The 17,365-nt window shown below is 61.6% G+C and carries 13 protein-coding genes and 2 pseudogenes; 8 read left to right on the top strand and 7 right to left on the bottom strand.

Annotated elements, in window-relative coordinates; genetic code table 11:
• Nucleotides 1-10 precede the first annotated feature (10 nt).
• Nucleotides 11-448, bottom strand: coding sequence for a DUF1801 domain-containing protein (locus G6N82_RS14345; protein ID WP_165197586.1), 438 nt, complete (start codon nucleotides 446-448; stop codon nucleotides 11-13).
• Between the two features lie 79 nt (nucleotides 449-527).
• Here G6N82_RS14345 and G6N82_RS14340 point away from each other — a divergent pair, with 79 nt between their 5' ends.
• Together G6N82_RS14340 and G6N82_RS14335 are read left to right on the top strand one after the other, a co-directional pair.
• On the top strand, nucleotides 528-1,844 hold the full coding sequence (locus G6N82_RS14340; RefSeq protein WP_165197584.1) for a cyclopropane-fatty-acyl-phospholipid synthase family protein: 1,317 nt from the start codon (nucleotides 528-530) through the stop codon (nucleotides 1,842-1,844).
• Nucleotides 1,841-3,093: pseudogene (locus tag G6N82_RS14335) on the top strand (cyclopropane-fatty-acyl-phospholipid synthase family protein). Before G6N82_RS14340 ends, G6N82_RS14335 begins: the two are co-directional and overlap by 4 nt.
• On the opposite strand, the gene G6N82_RS14330 reads toward G6N82_RS14335, so the two are convergent.
• Complete coding sequence (locus G6N82_RS14330) at nucleotides 3,073-4,434, bottom strand: acyltransferase (protein WP_241255276.1); 1,362 nt, start codon at nucleotides 4,432-4,434, stop codon at nucleotides 3,073-3,075. The pseudogene G6N82_RS14335 and the gene G6N82_RS14330 overlap by 21 nt on opposite strands.
• A gap of 287 nt (nucleotides 4,435-4,721) precedes the next feature.
• Here G6N82_RS14330 and G6N82_RS14325 point away from each other — a divergent pair.
• The 3 genes and pseudogenes from G6N82_RS14325 (at nucleotide 4,722) to G6N82_RS14315 (ending at nucleotide 7,968) form a co-directional block, all read left to right on the top strand.
• A pseudogene (locus G6N82_RS14325) lies at nucleotides 4,722-5,943 on the top strand (argininosuccinate synthase).
• 823 nt (nucleotides 5,944-6,766) lie between these two features.
• Complete coding sequence (locus tag G6N82_RS14320) at nucleotides 6,767-7,294, top strand: septal ring lytic transglycosylase RlpA family protein (RefSeq protein ID WP_241255126.1); 528 nt, start codon at nucleotides 6,767-6,769, stop codon at nucleotides 7,292-7,294.
• 71 nt (nucleotides 7,295-7,365) lie between these two features.
• Nucleotides 7,366-7,968, top strand: a complete 603-nt coding sequence (locus G6N82_RS14315; protein ID WP_165197578.1) for a cytochrome P460 family protein — start codon at nucleotides 7,366-7,368, stop codon at nucleotides 7,966-7,968.
• 10 nt (nucleotides 7,969-7,978) lie between these two features.
• On the opposite strand, the gene G6N82_RS14310 is transcribed toward G6N82_RS14315, so the two are convergent.
• The 3 genes from G6N82_RS14310 to G6N82_RS14300 all read right to left on the bottom strand — a co-directional run bounded on the left by G6N82_RS14310 (nucleotide 7,979) and on the right by G6N82_RS14300 (nucleotide 9,474).
• The gene (locus tag G6N82_RS14310) at nucleotides 7,979-8,443 is read right to left on the bottom strand and encodes a CHRD domain-containing protein (RefSeq protein ID WP_165197576.1); all 465 of its coding nucleotides are present in this window, start codon (nucleotides 8,441-8,443) and stop codon (nucleotides 7,979-7,981) included.
• 61 nt (nucleotides 8,444-8,504) lie between these two features.
• Complete coding sequence (locus G6N82_RS14305; protein ID WP_165197574.1) at nucleotides 8,505-8,789, bottom strand: hypothetical protein; 285 nt, start codon at nucleotides 8,787-8,789, stop codon at nucleotides 8,505-8,507.
• Nucleotides 8,790-8,916: 127 nt separating this feature from the next.
• Nucleotides 8,917-9,474 (bottom strand): hypothetical protein, encoded by a 558-nt coding sequence (locus G6N82_RS14300; RefSeq protein WP_165197572.1) that lies wholly within the window; start codon nucleotides 9,472-9,474, stop codon nucleotides 8,917-8,919.
• Between the two features lie 216 nt (nucleotides 9,475-9,690).
• Here G6N82_RS14300 and G6N82_RS14295 point away from each other — a divergent pair, with 216 nt between their 5' ends.
• The gene (locus G6N82_RS14295) at nucleotides 9,691-11,370 is read left to right on the top strand and encodes an AAA family ATPase (RefSeq protein WP_165197570.1); all 1,680 of its coding nucleotides are present in this window, start codon (nucleotides 9,691-9,693) and stop codon (nucleotides 11,368-11,370) included.
• A 303-nt stretch (nucleotides 11,371-11,673) separates the two neighbouring features.
• Here G6N82_RS14295 and uvrA read toward each other — a convergent pair whose 3' ends face one another.
• A complete protein-coding gene (gene uvrA / locus G6N82_RS14290; protein WP_165197568.1) occupies nucleotides 11,674-14,589 on the bottom strand; it encodes an excinuclease ABC subunit UvrA in 2,916 nt (971 codons plus the stop codon).
• 502 nt (nucleotides 14,590-15,091) lie between these two features.
• Between uvrA and G6N82_RS14285 the strand changes: the two genes are divergently transcribed.
• Complete coding sequence (locus G6N82_RS14285) at nucleotides 15,092-16,426, top strand: hypothetical protein (protein ID WP_165197566.1); 1,335 nt, start codon at nucleotides 15,092-15,094, stop codon at nucleotides 16,424-16,426.
• The gene (locus G6N82_RS14280; RefSeq protein WP_165197564.1) at nucleotides 16,423-16,617 is read left to right on the top strand and encodes a hypothetical protein; all 195 of its coding nucleotides are present in this window, start codon (nucleotides 16,423-16,425) and stop codon (nucleotides 16,615-16,617) included. The genes G6N82_RS14285 and G6N82_RS14280 overlap by 4 nt, the downstream gene beginning before the upstream one ends.
• Nucleotides 16,618-16,630: 13 nt before the next feature.
• Here G6N82_RS14280 and G6N82_RS14275 read toward each other — a convergent pair whose 3' ends face one another.
• The gene (locus G6N82_RS14275; RefSeq protein ID WP_241255275.1) at nucleotides 16,631-17,329 is read right to left on the bottom strand and encodes an ATP-binding cassette domain-containing protein; all 699 of its coding nucleotides are present in this window, start codon (nucleotides 17,327-17,329) and stop codon (nucleotides 16,631-16,633) included.
• Nucleotides 17,330-17,365: the final 36 nt, after the last annotated feature.

Below are 17,365 nucleotides of genomic sequence, written 5' to 3'. Positions count from 1 at the left end.
CAGCCGCGCCCTATTGCGGAAACCGGCGCGCCATCGCCTCCCAGTCGGCGGCGATCATCTGCTCCAGCACCTCCAGATCGATATCGGCCAGCTTGTTGATGTAGAGGCAGCTCTTGCCGGTCGAATACTTGCCCAGTCTCAGCAGCAGCTCGTCCCGGCGTCGGGCCGCAATCTCGTCGCAATAGCCGCCCATCAGGTAAAGCGAATGCTTGGCCTTGCGCGGGCTGAACCCGGCGCGCATCCAGGTCACATCGCGTCCGCTGGCGTATGTGGTGCTGTACTCGCCATAGCCGATGATCGCCGGGCCCCACATCTTGGGCGTCTCGCCCGTGACTTTGCGAAAAAGCGCGTCGATGACCCGCGCTTCCTCGCGTTTCCACTCCGGCTCGACTGCTTCGATGAAATCCGCCGGATCAGCTCCCGTGACCTGGGTTTTCGCTTCAGCCATCTCCATCCCCTCCGCGATTGACAGCCTAGCCTTGCACGCGCAGTCTGTCAGCAAGTCTGCACTGGGGGGACGCAAGATTATGTGGTTGCTGGACAAATTCCTGAAGAAGGCGATCAAGCACGGGCAGCTGATCGTGACCGATCATGACGGCAGGGAATATGTCTACGGTACCGAACCGGGCAGCTATCCCCCCGAAGTGGGCGGCAGGCCCGGCCCCGTCCACATCCGGCTGACGCACCCAAAGGCTGCCGCGCATATCGCCCGCTATCCGCAGCTGGGCGCGGGCGAGGCGTTCATGTGGGGCTGGCTGGTGGTCGAGGCGCCGCATGACATCCGCGACATGATCCTGTTCGTCACCATGAACGCAAAGCGGCTGGGCGACGAAACGCTGAAAGCTCAGGGTCCACTGCGCAAGCTGGCGCACAAGGCGATCGCGGCCATCGACGGCATCAATCTGCGCGGATCGGCCCGCAAGAATGCCGAGCACACCTATAACCTCACCCGCGAACTCTACGAGCGTTTCCTGGACGAGGATCGCCAGTACACCATGGCCTATTACCGCGAGGACGATCCGGCATCGACCTCGCTCGAGCAGGCGCAGATGGACAAGAAGGCGCATCTCGCCGCCAAGATGTATCTGAAGCCGGGCATGAAAGTGCTGGACATTGGCTGCGGCTGGGGCGGTTTCGCGCTCTACCTGCACAAGATGTACGGCGTGGAAGTAACCGGCGTAGCGCTCGCGCCTGACCAGATCGCCTTCTGCAAGGAACGGGCCGAGGCCGAAGGCGTGGCAGACAAGGTGCAGTTCCACCTGATGGACTATCGCGACGTCACCGGCGAGTTCGACCGGATATCCTCCGTCGGGCTGCTCGAACATGTCGGCACGATCCACTACCCGCAATTCTTCGAGCACACGCACCGCCTGCTCAAGCCCGGCGGCGTGATGATCAGCCACTGCTGCGGCCGTTCGGGCCCGCCCGGATTCACCGATGCCTGGACCCGCAAATACATCTTCCCCGGCGGCTATATCCCCGCGCTGTCCGAACTCGTGAGCGAAAGCGAAAAGGCCGGCTGGCAGGTGATGGACGTCGAGGCGATGCGATTCCATTACAGCTATACGCTGGAAGAGTGGTACAATCGCACTGTGATGCACCGCCAGGAGATCACAGAGATGTATGACGAGCAGTTCTACCGCATGTGGCTGTTCTATCTCGCCGGGGCGGAACAGAGCTTTCGCAATGGCATGATGGTGAACTGGCAGATCCAGTATGTGAAGGATCGCGCGGCGATCCCGATGACGCGCGAATACATCGCCGAGGAATCCGCCCGGTTGCGTGCTATGGCGGAAGTGCCTGCATGGCGCTTCGATCCGGAGCTGAGGGAAGCGGCGGAATGAGCAGCGCGCTGATCGACCGGTTCCTCGGCTCGATCGTCAAGCGCGGCCAGCTCACCCTTACCCTAGCCTCAGGCAAGACGCACACCCTCGGCAGCCCCGAGGAAGGCTCTCCCGAAGTCGCCATCCGTTTCACTGACAGCCGCGTGGCGCGCGACATAGTACTCGATCCGCGGCTCGGCGCTGGCGAGGCCTATATGGACGGGCGCATCGTCATCGAACAGGGCGACATCATGCAGCTTATCCAGCTGGTGCGCGCCAACCAGCCGTGGGAGCGTGGCGGCAGGCTGAAGCCCCCTCCCCCCTCAGGCGCCTGCGCAACGGTGCCAAGTTCATCGCCAATTCTTTCAATGAAGCCCGCAGCGCCAAACGCAACGTCGCGCACCATTATGACATCGGCAACGACTTCTACCGCCTGATGCTCGATCCCGAGCACATGCAATACAGTTGCGCCTACTGGGCAGATGGAGTGGAAACGCTGGCCCAGGCGCAGGAGGCCAAGCTCGCGCATATCGCGGCGAAGCTGGCGCTTTTAGACGGGCAGCGGGTGCTCGACATCGGCTGCGGCTGGGGCGGCATGGCCATTTACCTGGCCCGGCATTTCGACGTCCGGGTGCTGGGCATAACCCTGTCAGAGGAACAGCTGGCGCTTGCCCGCGAGCGCGCGGAGGCCGCCGGTGTCGCTGATCGCGTCAGCTTCGAGCTGGTCGATTATCGCGATCTCGCTGCGCGCGGCGAAAAGTTCGACCGGATCGTCTCGGTCGGCATGTTCGAGCACGTCGGGCGCCCGCAGTTCGAGACATTCTTTCGCGCCTGCGCCAATTTGCTCGCCGATGACGGCGTGATGCTGCTCCACACCATCGGCCGGTTTGGCGGGCCCGGAACAACCGATGCCTTCACCGCGAAATACATCTTCCCGGGCGGCTATATCCCGGCCTTGTCCGAAACGCTCGCCGCGTCCGAAAAGATGCGCCTGATCCATTCCGACATCGAAACGCTGCGGCTGCATTATGCCAGGACCCTGCGCGCCTGGTACGCCAATTGCGAGGCCAAACGCGATGCCATCATCGCCATGATGGACGAGCGCTTTTACCGCATGTGGACCTTCTATCTCGCGGGCGCGACATCGGTCTTCGAATATGGCGGCATGGGCAATTACCAGATCCAGTTCGCGCGCAGCCGCCACGCGCTGCCGCTGACGCGCGGTTATATGGCCGAGGCGGAATTGCGCTTAGCCGACCGATCCGCCTGACGCCTGCCGGTCACGCCTGAACCAGCCATATACCGGACCGAAGCCCAGCAGCGCCGCGCCGACAAAGGGAAGCGCCACAACCCAAAACCTTACGCCGGTCAGCCCTTCCGGGCTGGCAATGCTGATCGCTGCGGTCATGGCGAGGCCAACGCAGATCGCCAGCACGCCCAGCGCCACACGCAGTCTGGGCACGGTGCGCCCTCCCCGGATCGGGCCGAACATGCGCTCGTGCCGGGCAAACAGCGCGATCATCGGCAAGAGCGCTGCGATGTAGAGTGCAAACCAGATCGGGCGCGTCCACCACCATTCGGCCGTTCCCGGAAAGACGTGCAAGCCGACACCGCCCATCAGCCAGGCAAATACCATCACCAGCACAAACGCGGTCAGGTGCCACAGATAGACGGTCATGATCATGCCATTCATCAGCACGGTGGCCGTCCAGACGCCAAGGTTTTGAAGCATCCGGCGCCCCCATGGTTCGAGTGCCAGTACCAGCCCGGCCTGCATCACGCCCAACGCCAGCAGCGCGATCGTGGGCGGCATTGAATTGGTTATCTCTGCCCCGGGAACGCCAATCATCGCGATCGGATAGGGTCCGAATACTGTCAGGCCGATCAGCGCCGCCAGCGCGGCCGCAAACCACGCCAGCGCCCTCACCACGCTGGCAAATGCGCCATCGTTCCACGCATAGCCAAGCTGGTGGATACCCACCCACACGAACAGGAAATTGGCGAAGTTCACATAGGGCACGCCCTGCGCCAGGGTGAGCCAGTCGATCGCAACGGCAGCCGCCACCAGAACAGCGATGCTGCCCCAGCGAAACCTTTGCCAGGCGCGCAGGCTCAACGGCGTCAGCGCGGTTACCAGCAGGTACACCGCCAGGAACCACACCGGCACCAATGCCAGCTGGGTAGCAAGCTTCACATTGGCCCGGTCCATCCCGGCCAGTGTCATGGCGAATGCAAGGCCCGCCCAAAGCAACAGCACCGGAAAGACCGGCGTGATCAGCCGCTGGACCCGGCTGGCGAACCAGTCGCGATAGAGTCCGGTCTGCCCGGGTTGCCGTTTGCGCAATTGCGCACTCCAGCTGACGCCATTGGAATAGCCGCCGACGAGGAAGAAGATCGGCATCACCTGGAAGCCCCAGGTCAGCCACTGGCTCCATGGCAGGATGCCAAGCAGGTGACCGCCCTGCACTGCGCCGTCAGCGTCGATATAGGGGGCCGCGACCAGCCAGTGTCCGATCACCACTGCCATGATTGAGAGCGCGCGCAGGAAATCGACCCAGCGGTTTCGCTCTGGCGGCGCCAGCTCTGCCAGTTCGCGCGCCTTGTTCCACATCTTCACCAGCGATCCCCTTGCGGCCCGATCTGCCATACATAGGATCGATGGTCGCGTTTTCCTACTTCGGATCAGCGCCTTATCTACGATCCGATGAGCACATGCGGATCAGGGCAATCGGGACGGATCGGCATGGCGATCTTGCCGAGCATTTTTCTTCGCATGAACCGTGTTCCATGTGTTCCATCGTGCCCGGACCGAACGCGCGTTACCGGTCGGCCTATTCGCAATTGCACAAGACCCACACGCCTGATAGTCGCGCGGCGAATTTCCCCGGGGTAACTGCAATGTCCGATATCAAACGCGTAGTTCTTGCTTACAGCGGCGGTCTCGATACCTCCGTGATTGCAAAATGGCTCGAGGTAGAGCGCGGGCTTGAGGTCGTGACCTTCACCGCTGACCTTGGCCAGGGCGAGGAGATCGAGCCTGCCCGCGCCAAGGCGCGCGCCATGGGCATTCCGGACAAGCACATCTTCATCGAGGATCTGCGCGAGGAGTTCGTGCGCGATTTCGTGTTCCCGATGATGCGCGCCAATGCCCGCTATGAAGGCGATTATCTGCTGGGCACTTCGATCGCTCGCCCGCTGATTTCCAAGCGCCTGGTCGAAATCGCGCATGAAACCGGCGCCGATGCGATTGCCCATGGTGCCACCGGCAAGGGCAATGATCAGGTGCGCTTCGAGCTTTCGGCCTATGCGCTCGATCCGGATATCAAGGTGATTGCCCCGTGGCGCGAATGGGACCTCACCAGCCGTACCGCGCTGATCGCCTGGGCCGAAGCGCACCAGATCATGGTGCCCAAGGACAAGCGCGGCGACAGTCCGTTCTCGACCGACGCCAACCTCCTGCACACCTCGTCTGAAGGCAAAGTGCTGGAAGATCCGTGGGAAGAAACCCCGGATTACGTCTATTCGCGAACGGACCATCCTGAAGATGCGCCGGACACGCCGGAATACATCACCATCGACTTTGAACGCGGGGACGGCGTTGCCTTGAATGGCGAAGCGATGAGCCCGGCAACGCTTCTGGCTGCGCTCAACGACCTTGGCCGCAAGCACGGCATCGGCCGGCTCGACCTGGTCGAGAACCGCTTTGTCGGCATGAAGAGCCGCGGCATGTACGAGACCCCGGGCGGCGAAATCTACGCCCGCGCGCATCGCGGGATCGAGCAGATCACGCTTCGATCGCGGGGCAGCGCACCTCAAGGACGAGCTGATGCCGAAGTATGCCGAGTTGATCTACAATGGCTTCTGGTTCAGCCCCGAGCGCGAGATGCTGCAGGCAGCGATCGACCTGTCGCAGGAGAAGGTGACAGGCACCGTGAGGCTCAAGCTCTACAAGGGGCTGGCCAGCGTGGTGGGCCGCAAGAGCCCCAATTCGCTCTATTCCGAAGCGCATGTGACCTTTGAGGACGATGCGGGCGCCTATGACCAGAAAGACGCCGCGGGCTTCATCAAGCTCAACGCGCTTCGCCTGCGCCTTTTGGCGCAGCGCGATCGCAAGAAATGACGCACCTGAAATGGCTCGCGTGGCGCGATTGCAGCGAAGGCATCCTATTTTTGCGATGAAGCGTTGAGTTATCCACTCTCGTCCACAGCTGTTCTGAGGAAAAGTGGAAAACTCGGGCTTGCCAAACTTGCGCGACTCAGTCGGAAGGCGCAGTCTCAAAACATCGGAAGGGAGAGAAACCCAACCGGAAATCTGGCTCCAAGGAGTTGATTTCACGAGAGTTTCTCAGAACATCCGACGCGGTGGTGATTGTCCACGCGGTCTTTGAGACCGGTCATGACGAAGGCGAAAGCCGGAAGCAAGAGCGGTTGATTGAGGAGAACGCGATCGCAGATCCACCGGTAAGGCCAGGAACCTGGTTGCCGATCGATGGAGGGAAGACGCTGAGGCGAAATCCAGCCGTTTGAGAAAGGTAGCCGCCAAAAGGGGAATGGTCTCGGTATCGCCGGAAGGCAGGCACCGCCAGGAATGGCTTCGGCCAGGACAGGTAGGACCAGCTGAAAAGCGAAACCGGATGCCGGCGCGAGCGCCGGTGACGAAACCCTCCAACCCGTTGGAGGATTAGACATCGGGCGCCAAGCGCTTCTTGGAAGGTTCGCCAGAAGAGAAGACCACGCGCTGGTGAGAGTGGGGTCGGCAGCAATGTCGGCCCCATTTGCTTTGTCCGAACAGAAACTGGCTGAACACCGCAAGCGATTCTCCTTTTATTTCCGTTTCAACTGATCGCGGAATCTGCACCGTTGTCGGCGAAACCCGCGAAGCTTGCGCCGGTTTGCACAGGCGAAATTTGCCACAGCGACTGCACGCGATGTAAAGCGAACGCATGGGACGGGAGCGTTCTCGACAAGGGCATCGCCCATTGCTTGCCATGGCCGCGCTCGCGCTGCTCGCTGGCAGCGTGCAGGCACGGGATACCGGCACGCCAGGCCCGGCCGATTTTGACACATCATTCGCGCCGCTGGCGGTCGATCCGGCACCGCACGATCATCCGCCGAGCGCGGTCGATCTCACAGCAATCGAGCCGCCGATCGAGCAACCCGCCAGCTCCGTCAGCGAAACCCTCGGCACCGGCCGCGCTTCGTTTTACGGCAAGCGGTTCCACGGCCGCCGCACCGCCAGCGGCGAAGCGTTCGACATGCACGCGATGACCGCCGCCCATCGCACCCTGCCCTTCGGCAGCATGGTCCGGATCACCAACCGCGCCAATGGCCGCAGCGTCGTCGTCCGCATCAATGACCGCGGCCCCTTCCATGGAAACCGGGTGATCGACGTCAGCCGGGCCGCCGCAACCGAGCTTGGCCTGATCGGCGCCGGCAGCGGCGAAGTGACGCTGGAGCTGCTGTCCGGCTAAGCGGCACCACTCACCGTTTGACATCCCGCCACAACCACCGCACCTTCCCCGCTCTTCAGGGGAGGATCACCATGCGCCGCACACCACACCAGCTTCTGATGGCCACCGCGCTGACATTCGCGCTCAGCGCTTGCGCCAAGCCGGCCGAACAAGCCGCCGAGCAGCTCGCCAGCGACGCCATCACCGATGCCACCTTCGGCTGCATCCGCGACATGACCGCGGTCGATCGCTTCTTCGTCGCCAATCTCGACGGCGACCTCGAGGGCACCATCGCCGTCGCCAGGTCCGAAACCGGCGGCACCTTCCCGGTCGGCTCCGTGGTCCAGCTCGTCCCCGGCGAAGCGATGGTCAAGCGCGCGCCCGGCTTCAGCAAGGAAACCAACGACTGGGAATTCTTCGAGCTCGACGTCGGCCCCGCCGGCAGCGCGATCCGCAAGCGCGGCCACGCCGACGTGGTCAACCGCTTCGGCGGAAATTGCCTCGAGTGCCACCAGAAGGCCGCACCCGAATTCGACATGATCTGCAGCACCGACCATGGCTGCGACCCGATCCCGATCAATGACGCGATGATCCGCGCCCTGCAGAAAACCGATCCGCGCTGCGGCATTGCCGAGGAACTCTCCGCCGAGGAGCAGGAAGGCCTGGCGCAGCTGATGGCGCTATCCGGCGCCTGACCGAGAACCGCTACTCCCCCAGCTGCCCCCGCACCGCGCCTTCGGGGAAGGCCTTGGTGTGGATATTGACGTAATAGCGTTCGGGCCGCTTCGCGATCCGGTCGAGCAGTTCCTTGTCCACCGCCACGCAGACATCGTCACCCTTGGGGCCGACCATCTCCAGCGTCACCACCGGCGGCCCGTTCTGGTCCTTGCCGCCTTCGTGGATATGCGCCGCAATGACCTCGTCCAGCCCCTCGCCTTCGAGCAGATAACACATCCGCCCCGCCTTCAGGTCGATCTCGGCGGAAAAGTCCGCGCTGGCATCCTCGCCCGCGCCCTTGTGCCCGCTTTCGTACTCGCCGAACAGGCTCGTCCCGACATAGGCGAACTGCCCGCGGTCCTGCGCCGCCGCACCGCCCGCCGCGCCCGCCGCGCCCAGCCCCGCCAACGCCGCCAGAGCCCCTGCCAGCGCCAATCCCATCCCCGTTTTCATGCGTCCTCTCCCTGGGGCACCCCTGCCCCAGGCCGCAATTTACGCGCGCGCAGCGAGTCGATCAATCGCCCGCATCAGGCGCATTCGCCACCCGTTCTTCGGGGTAATTGTAGAGGACCGATTCGATCACTTCCGCATCGCTGGTGACCAGCCACCACTCGTGCCCCTCGGCCTCGAACGCTTCGAGCTGCAGATCCGCGACCTTCGCGGGATCGAGCCCGGCGCGCACCGCCACCGTCCACGCATCCGCCGCGCCCGCGGGCCGCGCCGCCTCCATCCGCGCCATCCGGTTGTCGTAGAAGTCGCAATCGTCCGGCCCCAGAACGGCATAGGGCGTGGCGCACATCCCGCCACAGTCCGGGCAGGGTTTTGCGGGAGGGGTTTTGGGCGTCCCTTTCCGCCCTACCGCTGCGCTGCTTGAGGGCGGGGATGGAACACATGGAACACAGTCCAAGGGATTGTTTTTCTCCCCATTATGCGCTCCTGCGGGAAGCACGGGCCGAGAGCTGCCCGCACACCGCCTCCTCCAGCTCCTCGCCCTTGCGCAAGGTGTCGATCGCCCCGTCGAGCAGCGCCTCGGCCGCCCGCACCTCTGCGCATTCGGCCAGCCGGTCGAGCCGCGCGAGATGCGCCAGCAGCAGCCGGTCGGAATAGCGGGTGCGCCGCGCCACTTCCTCGCCGTGATAAAACACCGCCTCCTCCCACCCGTCGAGCGCGCGATTGGCGAGCACATCGGCGGCATGGACGCGGGCGGAGACGAGCGCCGCATCCCACAGCGCCGCGAGCGCGGGCGACTTGCGCCGCGCGCGATAGGCGGTTTGCGGGGAAACGCCGCAGGCCCGGCAGGCGAGCCGCACATTGCCGCCGGTGGAAAGGTGCTCGAGGAATATGCCCTGGGCCTCAGGGGAGAAGATCGTGCTCCTCTCCTCATTGTGCGGCACCCCGGGAAGCGAAGCTCTTCCGTAGGAAGACCCGATGCGGGGTCCAGCTTCAAGCGACTGCGGTTCTGAGATTTGGGTAATGGCATTCATGGTTCGCTCCTGCGGGGGAGTTGGAGGGAACCGAGCTATTTATACATGAAGGGGCGTGTAGGACAGGAGCGCTATACACCGCTAATCTTACATAACGTATCCAATACCTAAATGCGGTATTTATCCCCAATTGAACTACAATAAATGATTGCCTCAAATTTGCATTCAATGAGATAATCGGATTTTCTCAAGTTGCTCTAATTGGGGGGAAATTGCGTGAAGATCGTAGCAGTACGCGCACAAGCATATCGCACGCTCGAGGACTTCAAGATTGAATTTCGCCCAAATTATTGCGCCCTGTCAGGTCGAAACAATGCAGGAAAATCCACAATAATATCAATTATCCAGCATTTCCTTGATAATAGTGAAGAGTATAGGTATTTTTATAGACGAAATGAAGTCTCTTTTTCATCAGACGTGACGCAATGGCAAGATGTAGATAGTATGTCGATTGAGATAGATGTTGACCTAAATAGGTATGATGATTCAGAACTTTACTTTTTCGTCGATAAATTTAGCCCAGTTAAGATCATAGCGGACGATATCGTCGTATCACTAAAGCAAACATTTGAGAAGGGCGGTGCCGAAATCCTGGATTGCTCAATAGACGGGCACAGGCTTGATACCCAAACGGCAAGGGAAATCCAAAAGAAGTTCAAGGCATCCGCCAATCTAATTGTTCATAACTCGACGCACGATTATCGATCAGTCTATTATGGAGGCAGCGGATACGCAGAAGTTCTTGAGACTCAATTTTCGGCCGATGACAGGAAGCGTATTTCGGAAGCGCAAACTCGGTTCCAGAATACGGTCAAAAGAGCCGCTAAGCAGCATAAGGAAGATCTAGACAAGCTTCTTGGTCGACTGAGTGACAAATTTCAAGTCGAGTTGACATCTCTCAGTAGTGGTCAAGCTTCCAAATACCCTCTGGCGATAAAGTTGACGGACAAACGAGTTGACATCTCCCTTAGAGATTGGGGCGCAGGCACCCAGAACCGTACCCGAATATTGATTTCGGTTCTGGAAGCAATGAGGATGCGATCAGTCGAAAGCGCTGAGAACCGTTTAACGCCAGTCTTCATTGTAGAAGAGCCTGAAAGTTTTTTGCATCCATCAGCTCAGTCTGAATTTGGCCAAATGCTCAATGAGTTGGCTTCGGAATTGGATTTGCAGATAGTGGTGACCACGCACAGCCCATACATGCTGAATCAAAGCGATCCATCTGCCAACTATCTGTTGGAACGTAAGATGTTTCGGAATGTGCCTAAAGAGACAGTGATCATACCCACCGACGGTGACAGATGGATGTTGCCATTCGCCGATAACCTAGGCATTGTTCCCAAAGAGTTTGGCGATTGGAGCAATCTATTTGGGACCCATGCTCCTAAGGTAGTCCTCGTTGAGGGAGATATCGACAGAGCCTATTTTGAGCACATCAGGTCAAAATACCCGAACATCTATCAGATTCCAGTTGATGTTCAGGTTGTGGATTATGGTGGTAAGGACGCACTTAAGAACACTTCTATTCTTCAGTTCATGATAAATCGCTTCTCGCGTGTCTACATCACATATGATCTTGACGCCGAGCTTGATGTCAAGAAAGCTCTTGAGAGAATAGGGCTTGAACAGGACAGGGATTTTTCGGCAATTGGCATTGCGGGAGCGGGGACTGACTGCATAGAAGGACTTTTACCAGCATCCGTGAAGCAAAAAGTTTTTGCCGACAATTTTGAGATTGTGGTCGCGTTAGGATCCCAAGATTCAAACGCACGCCGAAATGCAAAGGCTACATTGAAGAAGAAGTATCTCGAGGAATTTACTTCGCAAGATATTCCCGATTCAGATCTTTCGGAATTCAAAAAGGTATTTGCCAAGATCGCGCGTGCCTTCATATAAGCGCGATGCTGGACCCCGGCTCAGGGTCCGGGGTGACGGGTTAGGTCTGGCTGCGTCCGAACGTGCCCCTCCACCACCCTTCGGGTGGTGCCGCTGACGCTACGCGTCACCTTCGGTTCCCCCGACGCGGGGAGGATTACTCCGCCGCTTTGTTTTTTGTTTCGCTTCAAACGCCAGCGCGCACGTCCGTTCGCTCGGCTTCCGCGCCATAAGGCGCGGCGGCCTTGCAGGTGACCTTTGGTCAGCTGCGTCTACGACTTCGCTTCCGCCCTTGCGGCTCGCTTGTCGCTCGCCGTGTCAGCGCTATTCAGCAGCTTCGCTCTGCTTCGCTAGCACGCTGGCGAGATACTGCCCGGTAAATGACCGCGGCTCATCCGCCACCGCCTCCGGAGTCCCCTGCGCGACCACCTCACCCCCGCGCACGCCGCCTTCCGGCCCCAGGTCGAGAATCCAGTCCGCCGTCTTGATCACATCCAGATTGTGTTCGATCACCACCACGCTGTTGCCCTGGTCCACCAGCCGGTGGAGCACTTCGAGGAGCTTGCGGACATCCTCGAAATGCAGGCCCGTGGTCGGCTCGTCGAGGATATAGAGCGTCTGCCCGGTGCTGCGCTTGCTGAGCTCCTTCGCCAGCTTCACCCGCTGCGCCTCGCCGCCGGACAGCGTGGTCGCCTGCTGGCCCACCTTGACATAGCCCAGCCCCACCTCGTTCAGCATATGCATCTTGTCGCGGATGGGGGGGACGGCCTTGAAGAACTCCTCCGCATCCTCGATCGTCATGTCGAGCACGTCGGCGATCGAGTGGCCCTTGAACTTCACCTCCAGCGTTTCGCGGTTGTAGCGCTTGCCGTGGCATTCCTCGCAGGTGACGTAGACGTCGGGCAGGAAGTGCATCTCGATCTTGATCAGCCCGTCGCCCTGGCACGCCTCGCAGCGGCCGCCCTTGACGTTGAAGCTGAAGCGCCCCGGTTTGTAGCCGCGCGCCTGGCTTTCGGGCAGGCCCGCGAACCAGTCGCGGATCTGGGTGAAGGCGCCGGTGTAGGTGGCGGGGTTGGAGCGCGGCGTGCGGCCGATCGGCGACTGGTCGATCTCGATCACCTTGTCGCAATATTCGAGGCCGGTGATCCTGTCATGCGCGCCTGCGACCACGCGTGCGCCATTCAATGCGCGGGCCGCGCCGGCGTGGAGCGTATCGATGGTGAAGCTGGACTTGCCGCTGCCCGATACGCCGGTGATGCAAGCGAAGGTGCCCAAGGGGATACTGGCGGTGACGTCTTTCAGGTTGTTGGCGCGCGCGCCGTGGACGGTGAGCTTGTGCCCGTTGCCCTTGCGGCGGGTTGCGGGCACCGTGATCTCGCGCGTACCGTTGAGATAGTCGGCGGTGAGGCTGCCCCTGGCTTTCAGGATCTGCTTCAGCGTGCCCTGCGCCACCACTTCGCCTCCGTGCACGCCCGCGCCGGGGCCAAGGTCGACGATATGGTCGGCGGTGCGGATCGCGTCCTCGTCGTGTTCGACCACGATCACCGTGTTGCCCAGGTCACGCAGCCGCTTGAGCGTTTCCAGCAGCCGGTCATTATCCTTCTGGTGCAGGCCGATGCTGGGCTCGTCGAGCACGTAGAGCACGCCTGACAGGCCGCTGCCGATCTGGCTGGCGAGGCGGATGCGCTGGCTCTCACCGCCGCTCAGCGTGCCGCTGGTGCGGTCAAGGTTGAGGTAGTCGAGGCCGACATTGTCGAGGAAGCCCAGCCGCTCGTTGATCTCCTTCAGGATCGCGCGGGCGATCTGCTGCTGGGTATCGGTCAGCTGCGCCTCGAGGCCCAGGAACCAGGCCTTGGCATCGGCCACGCTCATCTTCACCGGGGTGGCGATGTCAGTGCTCGCGACCTTCACGCTGAGCGCCTTCTCGTTGAGGCGCTTGCCGCCGCAGGTCTCGCATGGCTGCGCGGTCTGGTATTTGCTGAGCTCCTCGCGCATCCACGCGCTGTCGGTCTGCAGCAACCGCCGGTTGAGGTTGCCGATCACGCCCTCGAACGGCTTGGTGACGGTGTATTCCTTGCGCCCGTCCTTGAAGGTGAGCGGCACCGGCATCCCGCCCGTGCCGTGGAGGATGATCATCCGCTGGTCCGGCTCGAGCTCGTTCCAAGGCGTGGTCAGGTCGAAGTCGTAAGCCTTGGCGAGGCTCGCCAGCACCTGCATGTAATAGGGCGACGGCGGGTTGGACTTGGCCCAGGGCACCACCGCGCCCTGCTTCAGCGTCAGCGCTTCATTCGGCACCACCAGCTGCGGATCGAACAGCTGCTTCTCGCCCAGCCCGTCACACGTGGCGCAGGCGCCCTGCGGCGCATTGAAGGAGAACAAGCGCGGCTCGATCTCCTCGATGGTGAAGCCGGAGACCGGGCAGGCGAACTTCTCGCTGAAGACGATGCGGTTGGCGGGGATGCCGGCGCCTTTCATCGCGCCGCCCGCTTCGCCCTCGCTTTCGCGCCCGGGCACCACGCCATCGGCCAGATCGACATAGGCCAGCCCATCGGCCAGCTTGAGCGCCTGCTCGAAGCTGTCGGCAAGCCGCGTTTCGAGGCCCGCTTTCACCGCGATCCGGTCAACCACCACTTCGATGTCATGCTTGTACTTCTTGTCGAGCGCGGGCGCGTCCTCGATCGCGTACATCTCGCCGTCGATCCGCACGCGGGTGAAGCCCGCCTTCTGCCATTCGGCCAGTTCCTTGCGGTATTCGCCCTTGCGCCCGCGCACCACCGGCGCGAGCAGGTAGAGCCGCGTCCCTTCGGGCAGCGCCATCACCCGGTCGACCATCTGGCTGACGGTTTGCGCGCTGATCGGCTCTCCCGTCGCAGGACTGTAAGGCACGCCCACCCGTGCCCACAACAGGCGCATATAGTCGTAGATTTCGGTCACCGTCGCCACCGTCGAGCGCGGGTTGCGGCTGGTGGTCTTCTGCTCGATCGAGATCGCAGGAGAGAGCCCGTCGATATGTTCGACATCGGGCTTCTGCATCATCTCCAGGAACTGCCGCGCATAGGCCGAAAGGCTCTCGACATAGCGCCGCTGCCCCTCGGCATAGATCGTGTCGAAGGCCAGGCTCGACTTGCCCGAACCAGAGAGCCCCGTGATCACGATCAGCGCATCGCGCGGCAGGTCAATATCGATTCCCTTGAGGTTGTGCTCGCGCGCTCCGCGGACGGAAATAGTGGTAAGGGCCATGAGGGGCGTGTTCCGCAAATGTTCCGGTTAGTCAAGTGAGGCGCGAGTGCAGCCCACAACGAGGATTTCCATGTGGGTGCAAACGCGCCGGATGCAATGCGGTTTCATGCAAGAAGCAAGGATGCGCGAGTTCGGCAACCGTCATCGGATTAATTGCTAGACCGGACTTCAGGTTTTGCAAAGGGTATACCCCCCTCGCAGGGTCTACAGGAAAACTGAAGTCGCGCGCCAGCCGCCCAACCGGCACATAAAACCCCTCTTTGCGAGTCAATCCCCGTGCCTTTCGGGTCGCACCTTGGGCGGATGATCCGGGTCGCAAAGTCGGGTTCGTTTGCCCCCGCCGGACATGCCCTCTCCGCATGTCCGGCACTTGGGCCTGGGGGGTATTGTGCAGAAACTCATGCGACAACTTGCTGCAGGCATAGGCATTGTTGCCTTGTCCGGTTGCGCCGCGATGGACAGTGTCCACTGGTCCTGGCCCGGACCTGGCGAAAGCAGGGTCATGACCGTCGATGCCAAGCAACGGCATCTTGTGATGGTGGAACACCCAGACGAGAAGATAATGGTATGCGCCGAAGCAGCACCCGATGCTTTTGCCGCCTTTGGCAGCAGTTTCTCATTCAAGGGGCTGCTTGGCGCGACATCGAACGATGTGAATGCGGCCAATGCCTTTGCCAGCACAGCCGCCACGATCGAACGCACGCAGACCGTCAACCTGCTGCGCGAAATGCTCTATCGCACCTGCGAATTGTGGCTGTCAGGCGCGCTCAACAAGGAAGAATTCCTGATGCGCACCGCGCGGGACCACCGCACCGTGGTTGCGCTGCTGGCGATCGAACAGCTTACCGGTGTGGTCAAGGCGCCTGCCACGGTGATCAGCGGGCCAGCCGTGAGCGCGGCGGCGGCTCAATCGGAAGAACTGGTCAAGCTGCTCAACACTTATCAGGAGCAGCGCACCGCGCGCGAAGCCGATGTAGCGACAGCGGCCAAGGAACTGGCAGAAGCCAACACGCTCTATCCCAAGGATGGCGGTGACAGCGCCAAACCGATCTGCGAACTCGCAGATGCGCCAGCTGACGCAAAGTCTGAACACAAGAAGTGCAAGGATGCCCAGGCCAAACATTCCGAGGCGAAGACAGCTCTGGTGGCTGCACAAAAGCGCGAGGATGCGGTGCTGGGCCAGCTGGCCGCGTTATCAGGCGGGCTTGCCGCCGCGACCAACGCGGGCAGTTTCAACGCCGGGGGGATCGATCAGGAAAAGCGCAAGCTGAGCGATGTCCAGACGGCGGTCATTGCCGGAGCGGTCGAAAAGATCGTGCTTGGGTCCGGGATCGACGAGCCGCTGGTGTTCTGCATGACCTATCTGCAATCGGAGAGGTACGATCCAGACGGGACGACAAGAGCGACGTGTGAACAAGTGATCCGAGCTCGAGCGGCGCAAGATGTGAAAACTTCCGGGCAGCTATTCGGAGAAGCGAACGATGAAGCCCTCGAGATTTTGAGTCTTTCAGAGGCGACCGAGGCAAGGTCTCGAGCAACCCTCCTAAGTGCGCGATATCGGGTCGCTCTCGAGAACCTGAAAAATCTGATGATGCAAACGCCTGAAGCGCAATGGGACGCAAGATGGAAGGCGTTTGCCAATGCTGCAGGCCAGGTCGGCCCCGAATGTATCGATCGTGCAGCGTGCGTCAAATATGCCAACCGCGAAAACGCGTTTCCTTTTCAGACGTATTTTCTGCTCAACCCCGATGGCTATGAGAAGGGCATCGCCGAATGGTCCGATGCGCTGAAGGCGGCAGCGGAAGCCGAAGCGAAAAAGAAGGAAGGCACCAAATGAGCGATGCACAGGCAATTCCGACCAAGACGAAATCCGAGGCGGCAGACGTGATCGCCCTGTTCAAACAGAACGGCTATTCCAACATCGCCCTGATCGGCCCGGTCACCTCGGTCCAGACGGTCGAGGTTGGCGGTGCCAACTGGCTGGTGGTAGGAACTAATGCAGAAATGACGATCCTCCCTACCAGATAGCCGCGCCAGGCGGCTAGACAACTACCAGCGCCCGCGCGCCCGGTTCGCCGATCCAGCGCGCGGAAATGCCCCAGCCCTTGGCGATGATATCTGGCGCCAGCGCCTCGCCTGGCGGCCCGTCGGCCAGCAATTTTCCCTCTTTCAGCACCAGCACGCCGTCCGCATGGTTCATCGCGGTCGCAAGGTCATGCAGCACCAGCGCCACCCCTGCCCCTTGCGCCGCCGCCGCCCGCAGGTGCCGCAACAGCGCTTGCTGATGCGCGAGGTCCAGCGCGGCGAGCGGCTCGTCGGCCAGGATCCAGCGCGGCTCGCCCGCAAGTACCCGCGCCAGCAAAGCGCGCGCCTTTTCGCCGCCTGACAGGCGCGAGACCGGGCGATGGCGCAGGCCTTGCAGATCGAGCGCGGCGATCGCTGCTTCGACCGCTGCCTCACCCCGGTCGCGATAGGGCATGCGCCCCAGCCGCACGAGGTTCTCGACCGCGACATCCCACGCCACCTCGGGCTCTTGCGGCAGATATCCGATCCGCAGTGCGCGCAGCCGCGGATGGATCACCGCATGCGCTTCGCCCGCCAGCGTGACTTTGCCCGCGCTCGGTTCGATCAGCCCCGCCAATGCCAGCAGCAGGCTGGATTTGCCCGCACCATTGGGGCCGCAGATCGCGGTGACCTGGCCCGGTGCCAGCGCCGCGCTGACTGTCTCCAGCACCCGCATGCCGCCACGGTCGAGCGAAAGCTGCTCCGCCACCAG

The organism is Altererythrobacter sp. BO-6, from assembly GCF_011047315.1.
In the GTDB taxonomy this organism is placed as follows: Bacteria; Pseudomonadota; Alphaproteobacteria; order Sphingomonadales; family Sphingomonadaceae; genus Erythrobacter.
Note: the sequence above shows the minus strand (reverse complement) of the source record. Positions and strands in the feature narration are given on the sequence as shown.

Coding starts and splice junctions, on each gene's coding strand:
- G6N82_RS14275 (WP_241255275.1), bottom strand. CDS start 17,329: ATGCGGGTGCTGGAGACAGTCAGCGCGGCGCTGGCACCGGGCCAGGTC.
- G6N82_RS14330 (WP_241255276.1), bottom strand. CDS start 4,434: ATGTGGAACAAGGCGCGCGAACTGGCAGAGCTGGCGCCGCCAGAGCGA.
- G6N82_RS14340 (WP_165197584.1), top strand. CDS start 528: ATGTGGTTGCTGGACAAATTCCTGAAGAAGGCGATCAAGCACGGGCAG.
- G6N82_RS14315 (WP_165197578.1), top strand. CDS start 7,366: ATGCGCCGCACACCACACCAGCTTCTGATGGCCACCGCGCTGACATTC.
- uvrA (WP_165197568.1), bottom strand. CDS start 14,589: ATGGCCCTTACCACTATTTCCGTCCGCGGAGCGCGCGAGCACAACCTC.
- G6N82_RS14310 (WP_165197576.1), bottom strand. CDS start 8,443: ATGAAAACGGGGATGGGATTGGCGCTGGCAGGGGCTCTGGCGGCGTTG.
- G6N82_RS14305 (WP_165197574.1), bottom strand. CDS start 8,789: ATGTGCGCCACGCCCTATGCCGTTCTGGGGCCGGACGATTGCGACTTC.
- G6N82_RS14280 (WP_165197564.1), top strand. CDS start 16,423: ATGAGCGATGCACAGGCAATTCCGACCAAGACGAAATCCGAGGCGGCA.
- G6N82_RS14300 (WP_165197572.1), bottom strand. CDS start 9,474: ATGAATGCCATTACCCAAATCTCAGAACCGCAGTCGCTTGAAGCTGGA.
- G6N82_RS14320 (WP_241255126.1), top strand. CDS start 6,767: ATGGGACGGGAGCGTTCTCGACAAGGGCATCGCCCATTGCTTGCCATG.
- G6N82_RS14345 (WP_165197586.1), bottom strand. CDS start 448: ATGGCTGAAGCGAAAACCCAGGTCACGGGAGCTGATCCGGCGGATTTC.
- G6N82_RS14285 (WP_165197566.1), top strand. CDS start 15,092: ATGACCGTCGATGCCAAGCAACGGCATCTTGTGATGGTGGAACACCCA.